Genomic DNA, 14,479 nt, shown 5'->3' on the forward strand with positions numbered 1-14,479 from the left:
ATCGCGGAACAGATGCAAATGCTGGGCGGTCGCTCCGGCATGGGCGGCGACGCCGGCGGTGGTGATGACAGCTACGGCGGTGGCGGCGGCTACGAAGCCCCGGCCTGAGGGTCGGCCGGGATTGTGGTTTTTTTCGCGAAAAGCTAACTAAGCTATTGATTACATGGAAAGAAATAGTAAATCGACACAATTCTCTATCCCCCGTGGATACAATAGCCTCCCATTGATGTTTTTTTATAAACGGATAGACTTCTATGTCGTGGGTCCTGTGGTCTATCCAATCTACATGTGCGCCGACAGCATTTTGAGCACTCCCGCTGTGCTACTTAATCAACTCCTGCCCTTGCGCCAAGCCGGCTGTCACTCCAATGATTGCTCTTGCAGGCGTAGACGCTGATAGATGGCTATCTTGTGCCCGGACAGAGGAGCACGCTCTACGTCCTCATGCCAGTCAATCATGGATACTTCTTCCGATGTCACATCGTTTGTCCAAAGAAGATCAGCCAGTTCAGTGGCATCAGAGTGCGATAAACGAAGGCCGCTTTCGCAGTCCGCAACTAATGCATCATCGACAAGATAGATTCTCGCTCTCACAAAAGTCCTTTTAAGAAAACGCCAAGTGATCCGCACCCAACTTTTGTTTCGAAGGTCCTTATCATATGATGGCATTATGGTAGTACAGCTCGGCCTCAACGGCTTTTCGTGTCTGGGCTATAAGGGTTTGCATTTCAGTCGTCGATCAGCGCCTGAATGATTGGGCACCATTCGTCCCGTTCCTCGTTGTCGCACCGAGCAACCATGCCTGTGAGAGCGATTTTCATCGCCTGCAGATCGGCCAATTTGGACTCCACCATGGCAAGCTTCCTGGCAGCCAGATCGCGCGTGCCGATGCAGGCCAGCGAACCTTCCAGTTTGAGCAAGCTCGTAATTTCATCGAGCGTGAAGCCAAGTAGCTGCGCGCGCTTGATGAACCGAATCCGACGGATGTCTTCTTCTCCATAGGTCCGGTAGCCTCCGTGCGGCCGCGCCGGTTCGTCGATTAGCCCGCTACGCTGGTAAAACCGGATTGTTTCCACGTTCACGCCGGCGGCGCTGGCCAAACGGCCGATGGTCATTTTCTCGATCATGCACTTGACTCCGTATCTATGTACGGAGTTTATCCTATTCTCGTGTAAAACCAATTGGAATCACTATGACGATCGGAACGAAAGGCACTCTGGCCGCTGGGGTATTGGCGGCGCTTGGCGCATCCGCATGCTGCGCCGGCCCGCTCGTCCTGCTGATGCTTGGCGTCGGCGGTGGTTGGGCGTCGCGCCTTATCGCATTTGAGCTGTACAGTCCTTATTTCACCGGCCTGACGCTGCTGCTTCTCGGCCTGGCCTTCTACAATCTCTATGTGCGTCGACGCGCTTGCGCGCCGGGTGACGCGTGCGCTGCAGATCGAGTCATCAGGAACCAACGCATCCTGTACTGGCTCGTTACGTTGCCAGTGATACTGCTGCTGGCATTTCCCTTGTATGCCCCGCTGTTCTATTGAAAGGATATTCTATGCGCATCCCCACCTTCATTTTCTCGCTGCTACTGGCTGGATCGGTTTTCGCCAGTTCGCCGAAAACCGTCACCCTCCATGTCCAGAATATGACTTGTCCGGCATGCCCGATCACCGTCAAAAAAGCGCTGGAGCAGGTTCCAGGTGTGAATGATGTGAAGATCGATTTCGAGCACAAGACCGCAACGGTGCATCTGGATGCGGACAAGGCCAATATCGCGCTGCTGACCAAGTCAACCACCGATGCGGGCTTCCCGTCCACGGTCGGGAAGTAACGCCATGGCCGAGGCAATTCTCACATCGACCCTGTCCTGCCCGCACTGCGGACTAAGCAAGCAGGAAGTCATGCCTACCGATGCGTGCCAGTTCTATTATGAATGTACGGGCTGCGCCATCGTGTTGAGGCCGAAGGCCGGCGACTGTTGCGTCTTCTGTTCATACGGCACAGTGAAATGTCCGCCAATCCAACTGCAGCGTGGGTGCTGCGGCTAACCAGCCGCTGAATGGACTGCTACTGATCGACATAAACACGCAAAAACAATTAATTTGACTCAAAAACGATTACAAAACGGTCATTTTCTCAAAAAACGATTATATAATTGTCATTCTGGCATTTCTCATAGGCGGATGCTCAGTGGGTCTGTCTTTGAGGTTGCTGGGGTGGCTGCGATCTTGTCGAGGTAGGCCCGCAAGTGCTCGTCGATTTGCTCCTGGGCCTGAACCTTGGCGTTGGCCTGCGCGAGCATGAACTCCAGCTCGCTGATCTGCGCCTTCAGCGGCGCCATACCGTTGTTGGCGTCCCTCAGCTGTTCAGCCAGCAATTCCGACTCGGCAATTTTTCTGGCAAGTCGGCGCTCGGTATCGAGGGTCGGCCGGGATTCCTGTAAAAATTCCCAAAATTTGATCTAAGTTTCTGTTTTTAAAGAATATTAATTCTGATTTTTGTTGCAATATCTCTTCATTTAGACTGGCGGCCGGCTGTCCAGACCAATCTCTACCTCTACTCTGAGGCGGGTGGTCGGTCCAGTGAATGCAGATAACCCCGCAATTCCTCACTGATGCCTTGGCTCGCTTCGGCTCTAGCGTTAGCTTGGACCAAGGACAATTCGAGTTCACGGAATCGGGTTTTCAGTCCCCCCATCTCCATGCCCAATTCTGCCACCTGTCCCAGCAATACCTCATTCTCAGTCACTTTGGCGGCAAGTTGTCGTTCCAGGTCTTTGGCGTGCTGCTGCCCCGCATGAAGCTGCTCGATCTTTTGATCTTGCCGGCGGCCGAGCGCTTGTTGCTCGTAAAGCGCCTGTTTGTAGTGTGACAGCTCGGCAACCAACTTAGCGCCTTCCTGGTTCAATCGAGTCGCTTCTTCCTGTTTGAGCACCACGGCTTGTTGCTGTTGCCGTAGCTCTGCTTGCAGTTGCTGTATCTGCTGTTCATGGCGCCGCTGGTCCTGATCGCGCTGTTCCTTGACTGACTGACGATAGTGCTCCAGGGAGTCGCGCGCATGGGCATGCTTTTCCTCCAGCGACCGCCGGTGCGCCTCATTTTCGACCAGGCGCTCTTGCAAATCGGCCACCTGCTGCTGCGTTGTGTGGCGCAAGATGGTCTCATTTTGCAGACTGGAACGAGTTTGGGTATGCGTCCGTATTTCCTCGATGCCGTCATCCCTGGCCTGGCGCAATTGCTGTTGTAGCGCCGCCAGTTCTTTCTCATAGTTGTTCACGGCCGCGGCATGGTCGCGCTCCTGCTCGGCGTTCCGAGACTCGATAGCCGAGGTCCGTTCGTCGGCTTCTTCATGCAGTCGCGCGGCCAGTCGAACCACAATATCATGCAAGGCATCGCTGATCGGCGCCTTGCGCCCGTCGCCAGAGCCTTCTTCCGTCTCCAGTTCTTTCAGATATTTGTGGATGGTGGTCTTGGACCCCGTGTTGCCTAAGGCAACGCGGACAGCGTCGACCGAGGGGTAGCGCCCTTGGGCCAGCAACGCATCGCGCGCTTTTTTGATATCAGATTGATACAGTCCGGCGTGGGCCATGGCGTCTCCACGAAATAAGATGATGGATTACATACCATGTAATTACATACCATTTTTCGAGAAATTCAAGCTCAAATTTTCCTTGAAATTGAAGCAGGATAATATATGGTTATCCTGTGTCAGATCTCTTTTCGTGCTATTTTGGCCGCGTTTGCTGTACATTTTCCGGTATAGCCGGACATAATTGGTGACAACGCTCGCAACGATTTACCCAGTCGACCTTACCCGCCCGCCTTTCTGCCTTGTCATGCCATGTCTGATATCGACCTCTTTCTGCAGGCTGCTACGCGCGAGAACACGCGAAAAAGCTATCAAAGCGCGCTCCGCGACTTTGAAGTGGAATGGGGTGGTTTTTTGCCGGCGACGCCGGATAGCGTGGCACGCTACCTGGCCGACCGTGCCGGCAAGCACGCTGTCAACACCCTGCGTCAGCGATTGGCCGCATTAGCCCAGTGGCATCTCGACCAGGGCTTTCCAGACCCAACCAAGGCACCGGTAGTACGCCAAGTCTTGCGCGGTATCCAGACGCTGCACCCCGCCCAGGAAAAGCGTGCAAAACCTTTCCAGATCGATCAACTCATGTTGGTCGATCACTGGTTGACTACCAACGCCGACGCCGCGCAATCCCAGGGAGAACTGGCCGCCGAGCTGCGGTACCGCCGCAACAAGGCATTGTTCCTGCTGGGTTTCTGGCGCGGGTTTCGCGGCGATGAGCTGACGCGCCTGCAGATCGAGCATGTCCACGTCACGCCAAGTGAAGGGATGACTTGCTTTTTGCCACGCACCAAAGGTGATCGCCAGCTCAAAGGCGGCAACTTCAAGGTGCCGTTGCTATCGCGCCTATGCCCTGTCACCGCTTATGAGGAATGGATTGTTGCAGCGAGATTGACGGCTGGACCGGTGTTTCGTGCCATTGATCGCTGGGCCAACATCAGCGCTAACGGCCTAAACATCGATAGCCTGGTGCCGCTCCTGCGTAACATCCTGCAGGAAGCTGGCGTGCATGCGCCTGAGTTGTACAGTGCCCACTCGCTGCGCCGCGGCTTTGCCAGTTGGGCAACTGCGAATGGGTGGGATCTGAGAACGCTGATGGAGCATGTGGGCTGGAAAAATGCCCAGTCCGCCATGCGCTACATCGATCGGGAAGATCCTTTTAACCAGCGCCGCATCGAACAAAACCTGTATCCTCTTTATAGCAAGTAATTAAACAGCTGCAGGTGGACCTTTAATTCTGACAAGATTGTAATCCTGGCGTTAGACGATTGTCATCTTTCCAAGGTAGACTGAAGACAGAGACCGATGGCGATCTTCACCATCCGCATAACGTGGACACAGCAGTTGAACTAGTGGAAAAGTGACATGCGATTATTAGTGGTTGAGGACGAGCAAAAGGCGGGCGAATATATTCAGAAAGGTCTGAGTGAGTCTGGTTTTGTTGTTGACTTGGCGAGAACTGGGCCCGACGGACTTCACGCTGCCACTACTGCCCATTACGACCTGATCGTGCTTGACGTCATGCTTCCGGGCTTAGACGGTTGGCAAATCATCGCTGAGTTGCGCAAAACGGTTGATACGCCGGTGCTATTTCTTACCGCACGGGATGGGCTCGATGACCGCATCAAAGGTCTGGAGCTTGGTGCGGATGATTACTTAGTTAAGCCATTCGCTTTCGTTGAGTTGCTTGTTCGTATTCGAACGTTGTTGCGCCGAGGGCCGATCAGAGAAGCTGATATTTTTCAGATTGCCGATCTGGAACTAGACATTCCCAAGCGAAGAGTCATACGGGCTGGGGTTCGGATTGATTTGACTGCGAAAGAATTTGCACTTTTGCATCTGCTATCCAAGCGGGTCGGACAAGTTTTGTCCCGGCCGTTAATTGCATCGCAAGTCTGGGACATGAATTTTGATAGCGACACGAACGTGGTGGATGTCGCGGTACGCCGTCTACGGGCAAAAATTGACGACCCCTTCGAAGTCAAACTGATCCATACGATTCGGAGTATGGGCTATGTATTAGAAGATAGACAATGAAGGCCAAGAACTGGTCTCTCACCACGCAGCTGGGGGCGCTCTTCGCCTGCATCTCGGTAATTGTATTTTCGGCCTTAGGCATCTATCTCTATCAAGCTCTCGCGGTGCAGCTCCAAGCACGGGATGATGCAGACCTTGTCGACCGTATTGTGTTCATCAGACATATGCTTGAGGAGACACCGAGTGTAGAGTCGATTCGTGTGGATCCGCACCGTTTTTTAGATGCTGTCGATTTGCATGGCGGCTTTTTGCTCGTTATGCAGGCACAAGACGGTGAAGAATTAACCCGCAATACCCGTGACCGTTCATTCATGCATGCCAGCGGGGCTGTGCCGGTAGAGACGATGCCAGAGCCATCTCACGTACGTGCTGCACTAGGGCATAGCGAACCCAACCTAAGAGTTATTGCTGCGCTGGGTACCGTTGGTTCGACAGGTTCCGTGGTGAAAATCACGCTCGCCAGAAGCGAAGAGAGCCGCGCAGCTGTTCTATCTGCATACAAGTTAAAAGTGCTTGCATCGGGCTTCTTTGGTGCGGTGCTAACAGCCCTACTGGGGTTTCTACTAGTACGTCGCGCGTTGCACAAAGTAAAGCTCATCGCGCAGCAAGCTCAGCAAGTCAGTGCGCACAATTTGGAAGTGCGCTTGCATGCAAAATCAGCACCGAAGGAAATCCAGATACTGGCTGATTCGTTCAATGAGGTGCTTGACCGCCTGCAAAATAGCTTTAATAACCTTTCCCAGTTTGCAGATGACTTGGCACACGATTTGCGTACGCCTCTCAACAATCTGATGGTTCAAACAGAAGTTGCCCTGTCTCAGCCCAGATCATCCGATGAATATCAAAACCTGCTTTCATCTAACTACGAGGAGTTTGGCCGTCTAGCTAGAATGGTGGAAAGCATATTATTTTTGGCGCGGGCTGACCATGACCAAGTTTCGCTAGCAACTGAGCAGCTTGATATGGATGTTGAGCTGACGCGAATCGCCGAGTATTTTGAAGGGCCGGCATCCGACGCAGGGATATCATTCATCGTCATCGCCTCAGGTAAAGTGCTTGCTGATGGGCACCTGCTTCGCCGCGCGGTGAGTAACCTTGTATCGAACGCTCTTCGGTACACGCCGAAGGGCGAAATTATCTTGCTCAAGGCGATAGAGGACGACGACGGGGCCGTAGTTTCTGTTTCCAATCCTGGCCCAGGCATCGCGCAGGAACACCTGTCGCGGTTGTTTGACCGGTTCTACCGTTCCGATAAATCGAGGGCCAGTACGTCAGCCTCCGCTGGATTGGGTCTTTCAATCGTCAAATCCATCATGGCGCTTCACCATGGCCGAGCCAGTGTCACGAGTGAGCTTGATGGAGTTACCCAATTCACGCTATTTTTTCCTGGCACGACAGCATCGAACGAAACAGTTAAGCGCTGAAAATGGATTTTTGAGGACAGAAATCTTGTGCTCAGCGGTTAACTAAGCAAGCTGCAGCTCCCAGTATCCGACATCAATCCACTGATCAAATTTACAGCCAACCCGCTTGAACATGGCCACCTTCTCAAATCCTAGGCGCTCGTGCAAAGCAACGCTAGATTCATTGGGCTGCGCAATGCCACCAATGACCACTTGCAGTTGGCGGTGCCGGAGCTCCTCGATCAGGGTACTGTAAAGCTGTCGGCCGATGCCCTGACCGACTCCATCGTGCGCCACGTACACCGTTGACTCGACCGAAAAACGATAGGCGCTCCGGGCACGCCAGGGCGTTGCGTAGGCGTAACCTAGTATTTGACCATCGCGTTCAAAGACGTACCACGGCAACTGCGCACCCACAGAAGCGATGCGCTGGGCCATCTCATCGATGGCGACCATCTGCTCTTCAAACGTGATGGTGGAGCTGCTGACGTAATGGTTGTATATCGTGGCGATCGCAGCAGCATCGGCGGTAGTGGCAAGTCGAATCATCAGCGGGATCCAAATAGACGTGAAATGGCAGGAAGGAGCACGGCCGCAAACTACGCACGGCACCCTAAAGTATCATTCTAGCAATAATCCATCCTATGTGGCTTCACGGCGCATTGCGTTGAGTAGGATCGCGCAGAAAAGCTGGTGAAGGCCCTGTGCCTCCCGAGCGGGCCCGCTCCCGTCCTGCGGCCTCTGCCCACCAGATCAACTGGGAAAAGGTGCGTTCGATATAGGAAACCCAACGCGTACTGTCGACTTCAGGTGCAAAGCTGCCATCGGCAGCAAAAACAGTATGTGCTGTCGGAATATGGATCATGGCCGACACCGGCAAACAGCCCAGCTCGGACAGAAAAGCGCGCATACCCACCGCCGCCCGCACACCACCCCACTGGCCCGCCGAATAAGTGACGATGGCGCTGGGCTTGAAGGCAAACAAAGAACTGCCAAAGTGGTTCAGTAAATGCATCAGTGCCGGACTCATTGAATGATTGTATTCAGAACTGACCATCACATACCCATCGGCGCTGGCAATCTCACTGGCCAGTTGCTCCAACGGCAAGGGCGCGCGCCCCTGCGCATAGGAAAAGTGTGGCTTGAACACGTCACCTAGCTCGTAATCGAGCGGATCGATGAGCACCACATTGTGGCCATCATGGCGGCACTGCGCCACGATGGCCTTGGCGACCCGTTCGCCCACGCGCGCAGGCAGGGGCGGTGTGCTGGTGCGAATAGAACCGAGAAACACCAGAATTTTCATCTTCATCTTACCCTTTCCAGCCAAAACCTCGGCTAGGTCATCGTGCAGTGAAAACCCGGCGAACGGGCCAACATGAAAACAGCCTATTTGCTTGGCGTCTCGTGATTCATGGCCGCTTCGGCGAGGGCGCGTACTTCGGCCGGCATGGATTCCTTGCGCTCGCTATAGCGGCTGGTCAGGTAATCCGAGCGATCGCGCACCACCAGGGTGAATTTATACAATTCCTCCATGACGTCGACCAGGCGGTCGTAATATGGCGACGGCTTCATGCGGTCGTTTTCGTCGAACTCCTGGTATGCCTTGGCAACGGACGACTGGTTCGGAATGGTCACCATGCGCATCCAGCGGCCCAGCACGCGCAAGCCGTTGACGGCGTTGAACGATTGCGAGCCGCCCGACACTTGCATCACCGCAAGGGTCCGCCCCTGCGTCGGACGCACGCTGCCCATTTCCAGCGGCAGCCAGTCAATTTGTGACTTGAACACACCTGTCACAGCGCCATGGCGTTCCGGACTGCACCAAACCTGGCCTTCCGACCAGAGCGACAGCTCGCGCAGCTCCTGCACCTTGGGATGGTCAGGGCTGACGCTGTCGACCATGGGCAAGCCATGCGGGTCGAAAACCCGCGTCTCGGCGCCAAAATTCTGCAGCAGCCGCTCCGCCTCCAGAGTCAGCAAGCGGCTGAACGAGCGTTCACGTAGCGAGCCGTACAGCAAGAGCATGCGCGGCGGATGCGTTGCCACCGTCGCTGGCATAAGTTTATCAACCGTCGGCGTATCGAGGTGCGCAGCACTGATATTGGGCAAGTCCTTGACTGGCTTATACATGGGGCACCACCCGCTTTCCTTGCGCATCGATGACCGCCTCGCCGTCTTCTTTGGCAAACGTGCCCAGTTGCGGCAAGGGCAGAACGTCAAGCACCAACTCCGATGGGCGGCATAGGCGCACGCCAAGCGGCGTGACCACGAACGGACGATTGATAAGGATGGGATGGGCCAGCATGGCGTCCAACAGTGCCTCGTCGCTGATTTGGGCCTGGTCGAGACCCAGTTCCAGGTACGGCGTACCTTTCTGGCGAATGGCCTCGCGCACGCTCAAGCCAGCACGGGCAATCAAATCGACCAGGGTCTCGCGCATTGGCGGTTGCTGCAGGTATTCGATGACCTGCGGCTCAGTGCCAGTATTGCGGATTAACGCCAGGGTGTTGCGCGAAGTGCCACAGGCCGGGTTGTGATAAATAGTGATATCCATAATAAATCCTTTCCTTAATAACTGAGGCGCAGTGCCAGCGCCGCCAGGGTCACCAGCAACACAGGCAAGGTGAGGACGATGCCGACGCGGAAGTAATAACCCCAGGAGATGTGAATCTTCTTACTGTCGAGGACATGCAGCCACAACAGGGTCGCCAGGCTGCCGATAGGGGTAATTTTCGGCCCCAGGTCACTGCCAATGACATTGGCATAAATCATCGCCTCGCGCACGGCGCCCTGCGCTGAGGTAGGATCGATCGACAAGGCCCCGATTAGCACCGTCGGCATATTGTTCATGATCGAGGACAGGACGGCCGTCAGCACGCCTGTGCCCATGGCCGCGCCCCATACGCCATATTGGGCAAAGTAATTGAGTACGCCAGTCAGGTAGCCGGTCAGGCCCGCGTTGCGCAGGCCATATACGACCAGATACATGCCCAGAGAAAAAACAACGATCTGCCATGGTGCATTGCGAATGACTTCGCGCGTGGGTATCACATGGCCTTTAGCGGCGACAGCCAGCAACAGAGCGGCGCCAACGGCGGCCACGGCACTGATCGGCACGCCCAGGCTCTCAAGCCAGAAAAAGCCGATCAGCAGCAGCGCCAGGACCAGCCAGCCGGCCTTGAAGGTCGCCATGTCGCGGATCGCGGCGCCGGGGCGTTTGAGCTGGGAGACGTCATAGTCTTGCGGGATGTCCTTGCGGAAAAACCACATCAGTGCAAGCAGGGTCGCTATCACTGCCACCGCGTTGACCGGCACCATCACGGCCGCATACTCGGCAAAGCCGATCTTGAAATAGTCGGCCGAAACGATATTGACCAGGTTCGACACCACCAGCGGCAGGCTGGCCGTGTCGGCGATAAAGCCGGCCGCCATCACGAAGGCCAACGTAGCTTTGGCTGAAAACTTCAGTTCGAGCAACATGGCGATCACGATAGGCGTCAGTATCAGCGCCGCACCATCGTTGGCAAACAACGCAGCGACAGCGGCGCCCAGCAGGACCAGCAAGACAAACAACTTGCGGCCGCTACCACCTCCCCAGCGTGCCACGTGCAGCGCGGCCCACTCGAAGAAACCGGCCTTGTCGAGCAGCAGGCTGATGATGATGACGGCGATAAACGTGCCGGTTGCATTCCAGACGATGTGCCAGACGACGGGCATGTCCGACAACTGGATGACACCAGCCAGCAGCGCGACGCCAGCGCCGATGGCCGCGCTCCAGCCAATACCCAAGCCACGCGGCTGCCAGATAACCAGTACCAGAGTCGCCAAGAAAATCAGGAAAGCAGTCAACATACGAGCGCCTCCTTGGGGGCAGCCGGGGCAAAGACACTAGAAATGTTGTCGAGTTCAGCTTTCAGGCGTACAGGGTCATGCTGCAGCTGCTCTAGCGGCAAGGCGAAGAAAGCCTCGATGCGTGCGCGCAGAATGCCATACGTCACCCGGAAAGCAGCGTCCTTTGCTGCGTCCGTCCCCGTGACATGGCCGGGATCGTCTACACCCCAGTGGCTACGAAGCACTGGGCCCAGGTAGGCCGGGCACGTCTCGCCAGCGGCGCTGGCACACACGGTGATGACGATATCGGGCACGGAAGGCAGAGCGTCCCAGGACTTGCTGTAATACCCCAGGGTCGATATCTGCTCGTTGGCCAGCAACGCCAGTGCTCCTGGGTGCAGCGCCCCGGCCGGATGACTGCCTGCGCTCAGCGCATGCCAGCCTGCCGGCGCCAGATGATTGAAAGTCGCTTCTGCCAGGATGGATCGGCAAGAGTTGCCGGTACACAAAAAAAGAACGTTCATGAAATTATCGCAAAATAGTGAAAAGTAAGGCATGCCCGTTATCAACAGGCATGCCGGGGCGCTCGCCTACTAGACGGCGCTTTGTCCAATTGCCTTGATCTCGTGCTGGATCGCGTTTTTTTCGAGCATGTGCAGCGGCAAACTGACGAAAACGTTCATCCGGGTCATGATCTGCCGGAACACCTTATGGAATACCTCGCGCTTTTCTGCGTCGGTGCCAGTAGCTGCAGCCGGATCTTCGAATCCCCAGTGCGCCGAAAGCGGATGACCTGGCCAGTATGGGCAGACTTCGCCGGCGGCGTTGTCGCACACAGTAATGATGAAGTCCATGTGTGGTGCGTCTGGAGTACCGAATTCATCCCAGCTCTTGCTGCGCAGTTTATCGAGCGGATAGCCGGTCGCTTCAATTTGCTCGATGGCGAATGGGTTGACGCTGCCGCCCGGGTGGCTGCCAGCCGAAAAGCCACGGAAGCGGCCCTTGCCCATGGTGGAGACCAGCGCCTCGGCCATCACGCTACGGGCTGAGTTGCCGGTACAGAGAAACAACACGTTGTACACTTTGTCGGTCATGACGAATCCTTTAATCACTGCGTTGGTTGGGGGGCGATTCAATTTGTACGTTTGGATTCATGCGGCATCACAGGCTGCGCCTTGCGCAGTAGTGCAAGGCGCGCCGCCGCAGCAGTTTTCGGTCAAAAAGCCGATCAGGGCATTCATGCTGTCGATATGCGCGGCGTAGATGACAAAGCGTCCATCTTGGCGCGGCACGATCAGGTCCGCGTGCACCAGTTCCTTCAAGTGAAATGACAGGGAAGATGGCGGGATGCCCAGCTGTTCGGCAATCTTCGTTGCCGCCATCCCTTGCGGTCCGGTCTGGACAAGCAAGCGAAAGATGGCCAGGCGTGACTCCTGTGCCAGTGCCGCCAACGCAGCGATGACATTTTTAGTTTCCATGTGCACTCCTTTTAATTTCATATTTCTATAATAATCGAATTATGAAATTAATGTAAACCTATTTTTATGCGCGGCTATCGATTCACCTTGGTACGGAACTCTTGACGTCCTGGTCTTCTCCAGACGTATCGACATACCAATTAGCTGAATCTTCGTACTCAGTGGCAGAGGTGTGCGTCTCTCAGCACGTTGGAAACTCTGGTATCGCATGTATCTGGCGACAAACGACTTATCGAGAGGTAATAAGCTGCTCAATCAAATGGCGGTACTGCTAGCGCTTAAAGCGAATGCTTGGCGGCCGCAACGACGGCATGCCTATCTTCACACTCGACCTACTCTTGATAAACCATTGCTGCGCCTAGCATGTTGCCGCAAGAAAGTCGCGGTTCCACTTCGAACCTGCTACCTTAATCAAATTATCAAGGTTTCTGTAATGAAAATGTAATGTTTCAGTCATTCGGGTGTGCGGGTCCCCTACGTAGAATAGCTTCATCGGATCCGCAACTTCATTCACCCGCACCTGAAAAATAAGGACATTCCAATGAAATCCATCAAAGCCAACATCGTCGCCGTTTTTGCTGTCATCGCTCTCAGCCCGCTTGCCGCGATGGCACACCAAGGCGAAATGCACTCGAATCCAGCGTTTGGCAGTGCTGCTCCGGCGCCGGCCGCCACGCGCACTATCACGATTTCATCGACTACGAAGTATGTGAATGTCGCCCAGGGCGACGTCGTCAAGTTTGATGTGGATGGTAAGACGTTCACTTGGCAGTTCGATACGCTACGAGCCAATTCGAGCTTTGACTTTTCGGCAATTGCGCCGTCTGGCGTGAATACCCACGGCGTACGTGTGTACGTGGCACCTAACCCGACCTACGCCAACTAATTACATGTACGCCCGCCAGTGTACTGCTGGCTCATGAAGTTATTGAGATTTGCGGGACGACCAGTGCAGATGAAAGATGACCCATTGATCGCCCTGTTTTTCGAGCAAAGCTGTTTCCGTGCCGAATAAGTGCACATTTTTGCCCTGGAATTGTCCTGTGGTCTCTGTTTCCTGCATCACGACGGCCAGGTTTCCATCAATACGTTCGTTTTGTTTTAGGACTTTGCTTTTAGTGGCCTTAGCAAAGGCGGTATCGGCTGGCAGGTGATGGCCAGCATATTCATCACGTGAACGTTCAACATGTCCAGATTCGTAAATTTTAATTTCAGGGCTAAGCAAAGTACTCGCCTGCTCGGATTTTCCGCTGGCAAGCGCTTCGTGAAATGCAGCAACAGTTTCAGTTGGTGTGGCGGCGTATAGGGGAAGACTGAATACGGAAATAGCGATTAGGGAAGTAAGTTGGCGCACGAGGTCTCCAGTGTTTTTTGTTTATATGATGAATTGCAGCGATGCAATTAAATCAGCGGGCGGTGATTGTGACAAGGTGGAAGTGAAAATACTCTGGAAAACTGAAATTCGCTTGACCTTCCGTCCGTTGGAAGGTGTAGCCTAAAAAGGCGATTTCATCTCAGGTGGTTCAGGCAATTTGCAAGGAACTTAGTTGTCCGTCATAGGGAAGATACTGCAGATGAATTTCATGCTGACGCGCATTGTAAGCAACCGGGCCGAAATAGGTGCAGAACAGCGTACGCCTTGCTCTACCTTTGGAGGCAACAAGAGCCGCCACTCGTTCCTCGCGTCCCTTGAGCTCCCTTCTCACCACTTTCCCCGCCGTCTCCTGAAATCATGTACTGGCGTTCGCCTCACCTCGTGCTGTATCCACCCAGTAACCAGTCATTTTGAAAGAGAATCATGCAACGCTTCCACTTATTGCTTCTGGCAACGGTTAGCTTCTCGCCGGTTGTCTATGCACAATCCACTCAACCCGCGCGCACCACGGCGACAGTGACGGATGCTAAGGCGATGGTGCCGCCGTTGAAATATGTTTCCGCTTTTGCGGATGTTAAGCCGATTGGGGAGCCCCCGACATCTCCGGATAAGGCCTGGATTCAGGCAAATCAAGATGTAACAGGGGGCTCTCAGCATGGCGCTCAGGGGGACATGTCGATGGAAATGGTACCCGGGGCAAAAAGCCAGGAAAAACCCAAGCCGTCTTCGGCGAACGATCCGCACAAAGGCCATCAAATGAACATGAAAGGCAAATGA

The 14,479-nt window shown here is 54.8% G+C and carries 20 protein-coding genes; 8 read left to right on the forward strand and 12 right to left on the reverse strand.

Annotated features, from left to right (window positions below):
• Positions 1–728: 728 nt before the first annotated feature.
• Positions 729–1,127 (reverse strand): Hg(II)-responsive transcriptional regulator, encoded by a 399-nt coding sequence (gene merR, locus K0F85_RS23990; protein WP_071080209.1) that lies wholly within the window; start codon positions 1,125–1,127, stop codon positions 729–731.
• Between the two features lie 65 nt (positions 1,128–1,192).
• Between merR and K0F85_RS23995 the strand changes: the two genes are divergently transcribed.
• From K0F85_RS23995 to K0F85_RS29005, 3 genes are read left to right on the forward strand one after another with little or no spacing between them, the layout of a single operon-like run.
• Positions 1,193–1,537 (forward strand): mercuric transporter MerT family protein, encoded by a 345-nt coding sequence (locus K0F85_RS23995; protein ID WP_101481276.1) that lies wholly within the window; start codon positions 1,193–1,195, stop codon positions 1,535–1,537.
• Between the two features lie 11 nt (positions 1,538–1,548).
• On the forward strand, positions 1,549–1,824 hold the full coding sequence (merP, locus tag K0F85_RS24000) for a mercury resistance system periplasmic binding protein MerP (protein ID WP_071080211.1): 276 nt from the start codon (positions 1,549–1,551) through the stop codon (positions 1,822–1,824).
• A 4-nt stretch (positions 1,825–1,828) separates the two neighbouring features.
• Complete coding sequence (locus K0F85_RS29005; RefSeq protein WP_081344990.1) at positions 1,829–2,041, forward strand: GDCCVxC domain-containing (seleno)protein; 213 nt, start codon at positions 1,829–1,831, stop codon at positions 2,039–2,041.
• A gap of 125 nt (positions 2,042–2,166) precedes the next feature.
• Here K0F85_RS29005 and K0F85_RS24005 read toward each other — a convergent pair whose 3' ends face one another.
• Positions 2,167–2,370: a hypothetical protein gene (locus K0F85_RS24005; RefSeq protein WP_071080212.1), complete on the reverse strand. Its 204-nt coding sequence runs from the start codon at positions 2,368–2,370 to the stop codon at positions 2,167–2,169.
• A gap of 179 nt (positions 2,371–2,549) precedes the next feature.
• On the reverse strand, positions 2,550–3,581 hold the full coding sequence (locus K0F85_RS24010) for a DNA-binding protein (RefSeq protein WP_219118425.1): 1,032 nt from the start codon (positions 3,579–3,581) through the stop codon (positions 2,550–2,552).
• 252 nt (positions 3,582–3,833) lie between these two features.
• Between K0F85_RS24010 and K0F85_RS24015 the strand changes: the two genes are divergently transcribed.
• The 3 genes from K0F85_RS24015 to K0F85_RS24025 all read left to right on the forward strand — a co-directional run bounded on the left by K0F85_RS24015 (position 3,834) and on the right by K0F85_RS24025 (position 7,036).
• The gene (locus K0F85_RS24015) at positions 3,834–4,784 is read left to right on the forward strand and encodes a site-specific integrase (protein ID WP_219118426.1); all 951 of its coding nucleotides are present in this window, start codon (positions 3,834–3,836) and stop codon (positions 4,782–4,784) included.
• Between the two features lie 156 nt (positions 4,785–4,940).
• Positions 4,941–5,612: a heavy metal response regulator transcription factor gene (locus tag K0F85_RS24020; RefSeq protein ID WP_071080232.1), complete on the forward strand. Its 672-nt coding sequence runs from the start codon at positions 4,941–4,943 to the stop codon at positions 5,610–5,612.
• Positions 5,609–7,036, forward strand: coding sequence for a heavy metal sensor histidine kinase (locus K0F85_RS24025; protein ID WP_100429697.1), 1,428 nt, complete (start codon positions 5,609–5,611; stop codon positions 7,034–7,036). Before K0F85_RS24020 ends, K0F85_RS24025 begins: the two co-directional genes overlap by 4 nt.
• Before the next feature lie 42 nt (positions 7,037–7,078).
• Here K0F85_RS24025 and K0F85_RS24030 read toward each other — a convergent pair whose 3' ends face one another.
• From K0F85_RS24030 to K0F85_RS24065, 8 genes are all read right to left on the reverse strand, one after another.
• Positions 7,079–7,564, reverse strand: a complete 486-nt coding sequence (locus K0F85_RS24030) for an arsinothricin resistance N-acetyltransferase ArsN1 family B (RefSeq protein WP_070289033.1) — start codon at positions 7,562–7,564, stop codon at positions 7,079–7,081.
• A 103-nt stretch (positions 7,565–7,667) separates the two neighbouring features.
• Positions 7,668–8,327, reverse strand: coding sequence for an NADPH-dependent FMN reductase (locus tag K0F85_RS24035; protein ID WP_198511367.1), 660 nt, complete (start codon positions 8,325–8,327; stop codon positions 7,668–7,670).
• A 77-nt stretch (positions 8,328–8,404) separates the two neighbouring features.
• A complete protein-coding gene (gene arsH, locus K0F85_RS24040) occupies positions 8,405–9,148 on the reverse strand; it encodes an arsenical resistance protein ArsH (RefSeq protein WP_070289034.1) in 744 nt (247 codons plus the stop codon).
• Complete coding sequence (gene arsC / locus K0F85_RS24045; RefSeq protein WP_070289036.1) at positions 9,141–9,572, reverse strand: arsenate reductase (glutaredoxin); 432 nt, start codon at positions 9,570–9,572, stop codon at positions 9,141–9,143. Before arsC ends, arsH begins: the two co-directional genes overlap by 8 nt.
• Positions 9,573–9,586: 14 nt before the next feature.
• A complete protein-coding gene (locus K0F85_RS24050; RefSeq protein ID WP_100429698.1) occupies positions 9,587–10,870 on the reverse strand; it encodes an arsenic transporter in 1,284 nt (427 codons plus the stop codon).
• A complete protein-coding gene (locus tag K0F85_RS24055) occupies positions 10,864–11,373 on the reverse strand; it encodes an arsenate reductase ArsC (protein ID WP_070289038.1) in 510 nt (169 codons plus the stop codon). The genes K0F85_RS24050 and K0F85_RS24055 overlap by 7 nt, the downstream gene beginning before the upstream one ends.
• Positions 11,374–11,442: 69 nt before the next feature.
• On the reverse strand, positions 11,443–11,943 hold the full coding sequence (locus tag K0F85_RS24060) for an arsenate reductase ArsC (protein ID WP_070289039.1): 501 nt from the start codon (positions 11,941–11,943) through the stop codon (positions 11,443–11,445).
• 57 nt (positions 11,944–12,000) lie between these two features.
• Positions 12,001–12,327 carry a helix-turn-helix transcriptional regulator gene (locus K0F85_RS24065; protein ID WP_070289040.1) on the reverse strand — a complete coding sequence of 109 codons (327 nt, stop codon included), beginning with the start codon at positions 12,325–12,327 and terminating at the stop codon, positions 12,001–12,003.
• Between the two features lie 541 nt (positions 12,328–12,868).
• Here K0F85_RS24065 and K0F85_RS24070 point away from each other — a divergent pair.
• Entirely contained in the window at positions 12,869–13,213 is a 345-nt protein-coding gene (locus K0F85_RS24070) for a CzcE family metal-binding protein (RefSeq protein ID WP_083287603.1), read from the forward strand.
• Between the two features lie 39 nt (positions 13,214–13,252).
• On the opposite strand, the gene K0F85_RS24075 is transcribed toward K0F85_RS24070, so the two are convergent.
• Positions 13,253–13,681 (reverse strand): DUF4440 domain-containing protein, encoded by a 429-nt coding sequence (locus tag K0F85_RS24075; RefSeq protein ID WP_099764691.1) that lies wholly within the window; start codon positions 13,679–13,681, stop codon positions 13,253–13,255.
• A gap of 444 nt (positions 13,682–14,125) precedes the next feature.
• Between K0F85_RS24075 and K0F85_RS24080 the strand changes: the two genes are divergently transcribed.
• The gene (locus tag K0F85_RS24080; RefSeq protein ID WP_099764690.1) at positions 14,126–14,479 is read left to right on the forward strand and encodes a hypothetical protein; all 354 of its coding nucleotides are present in this window, start codon (positions 14,126–14,128) and stop codon (positions 14,477–14,479) included.

This window comes from Janthinobacterium sp. UMAB-56, assembly GCF_900095265.1.
Lineage (GTDB): Bacteria > Pseudomonadota > Gammaproteobacteria > Burkholderiales > Burkholderiaceae_D > Janthinobacterium.

What these genes read in the sequence shown, in the direction of transcription:
- merR (WP_071080209.1), bottom strand. Translation starts at nt 1,127, where the DNA reads ATGATCGAGAAAATGACCATCGGCCGTTTGGCCAGCGCCGCCGGCGTG.
- K0F85_RS23995 (WP_101481276.1), top strand. Translation starts at nt 1,193, where the DNA reads ATGACGATCGGAACGAAAGGCACTCTGGCCGCTGGGGTATTGGCGGCG.
- merP (WP_071080211.1), top strand. Translation starts at nt 1,549, where the DNA reads ATGCGCATCCCCACCTTCATTTTCTCGCTGCTACTGGCTGGATCGGTT.
- K0F85_RS29005 (WP_081344990.1), top strand. Translation starts at nt 1,829, where the DNA reads ATGGCCGAGGCAATTCTCACATCGACCCTGTCCTGCCCGCACTGCGGA.
- K0F85_RS24010 (WP_219118425.1), bottom strand. Translation starts at nt 3,581, where the DNA reads ATGGCCCACGCCGGACTGTATCAATCTGATATCAAAAAAGCGCGCGAT.
- K0F85_RS24015 (WP_219118426.1), top strand. Translation starts at nt 3,834, where the DNA reads ATGTCTGATATCGACCTCTTTCTGCAGGCTGCTACGCGCGAGAACACG.
- K0F85_RS24020 (WP_071080232.1), top strand. Translation starts at nt 4,941, where the DNA reads ATGCGATTATTAGTGGTTGAGGACGAGCAAAAGGCGGGCGAATATATT.
- K0F85_RS24025 (WP_100429697.1), top strand. Translation starts at nt 5,609, where the DNA reads ATGAAGGCCAAGAACTGGTCTCTCACCACGCAGCTGGGGGCGCTCTTC.
- K0F85_RS24030 (WP_070289033.1), bottom strand. Translation starts at nt 7,564, where the DNA reads ATGATTCGACTTGCCACTACCGCCGATGCTGCTGCGATCGCCACGATA.
- K0F85_RS24035 (WP_198511367.1), bottom strand. Translation starts at nt 8,327, where the DNA reads ATGAAGATGAAAATTCTGGTGTTTCTCGGTTCTATTCGCACCAGCACA.
- arsH (WP_070289034.1), bottom strand. Translation starts at nt 9,148, where the DNA reads ATGTATAAGCCAGTCAAGGACTTGCCCAATATCAGTGCTGCGCACCTC.
- arsC (WP_070289036.1), bottom strand. Translation starts at nt 9,572, where the DNA reads ATGGATATCACTATTTATCACAACCCGGCCTGTGGCACTTCGCGCAAC.
- K0F85_RS24050 (WP_100429698.1), bottom strand. Translation starts at nt 10,870, where the DNA reads ATGTTGACTGCTTTCCTGATTTTCTTGGCGACTCTGGTACTGGTTATC.
- K0F85_RS24055 (WP_070289038.1), bottom strand. Translation starts at nt 11,373, where the DNA reads ATGAACGTTCTTTTTTTGTGTACCGGCAACTCTTGCCGATCCATCCTG.
- K0F85_RS24060 (WP_070289039.1), bottom strand. Translation starts at nt 11,943, where the DNA reads ATGACCGACAAAGTGTACAACGTGTTGTTTCTCTGTACCGGCAACTCA.
- K0F85_RS24065 (WP_070289040.1), bottom strand. Translation starts at nt 12,327, where the DNA reads ATGGAAACTAAAAATGTCATCGCTGCGTTGGCGGCACTGGCACAGGAG.
- K0F85_RS24070 (WP_083287603.1), top strand. Translation starts at nt 12,869, where the DNA reads ATGAAATCCATCAAAGCCAACATCGTCGCCGTTTTTGCTGTCATCGCT.
- K0F85_RS24080 (WP_099764690.1), top strand. Translation starts at nt 14,126, where the DNA reads ATGCAACGCTTCCACTTATTGCTTCTGGCAACGGTTAGCTTCTCGCCG.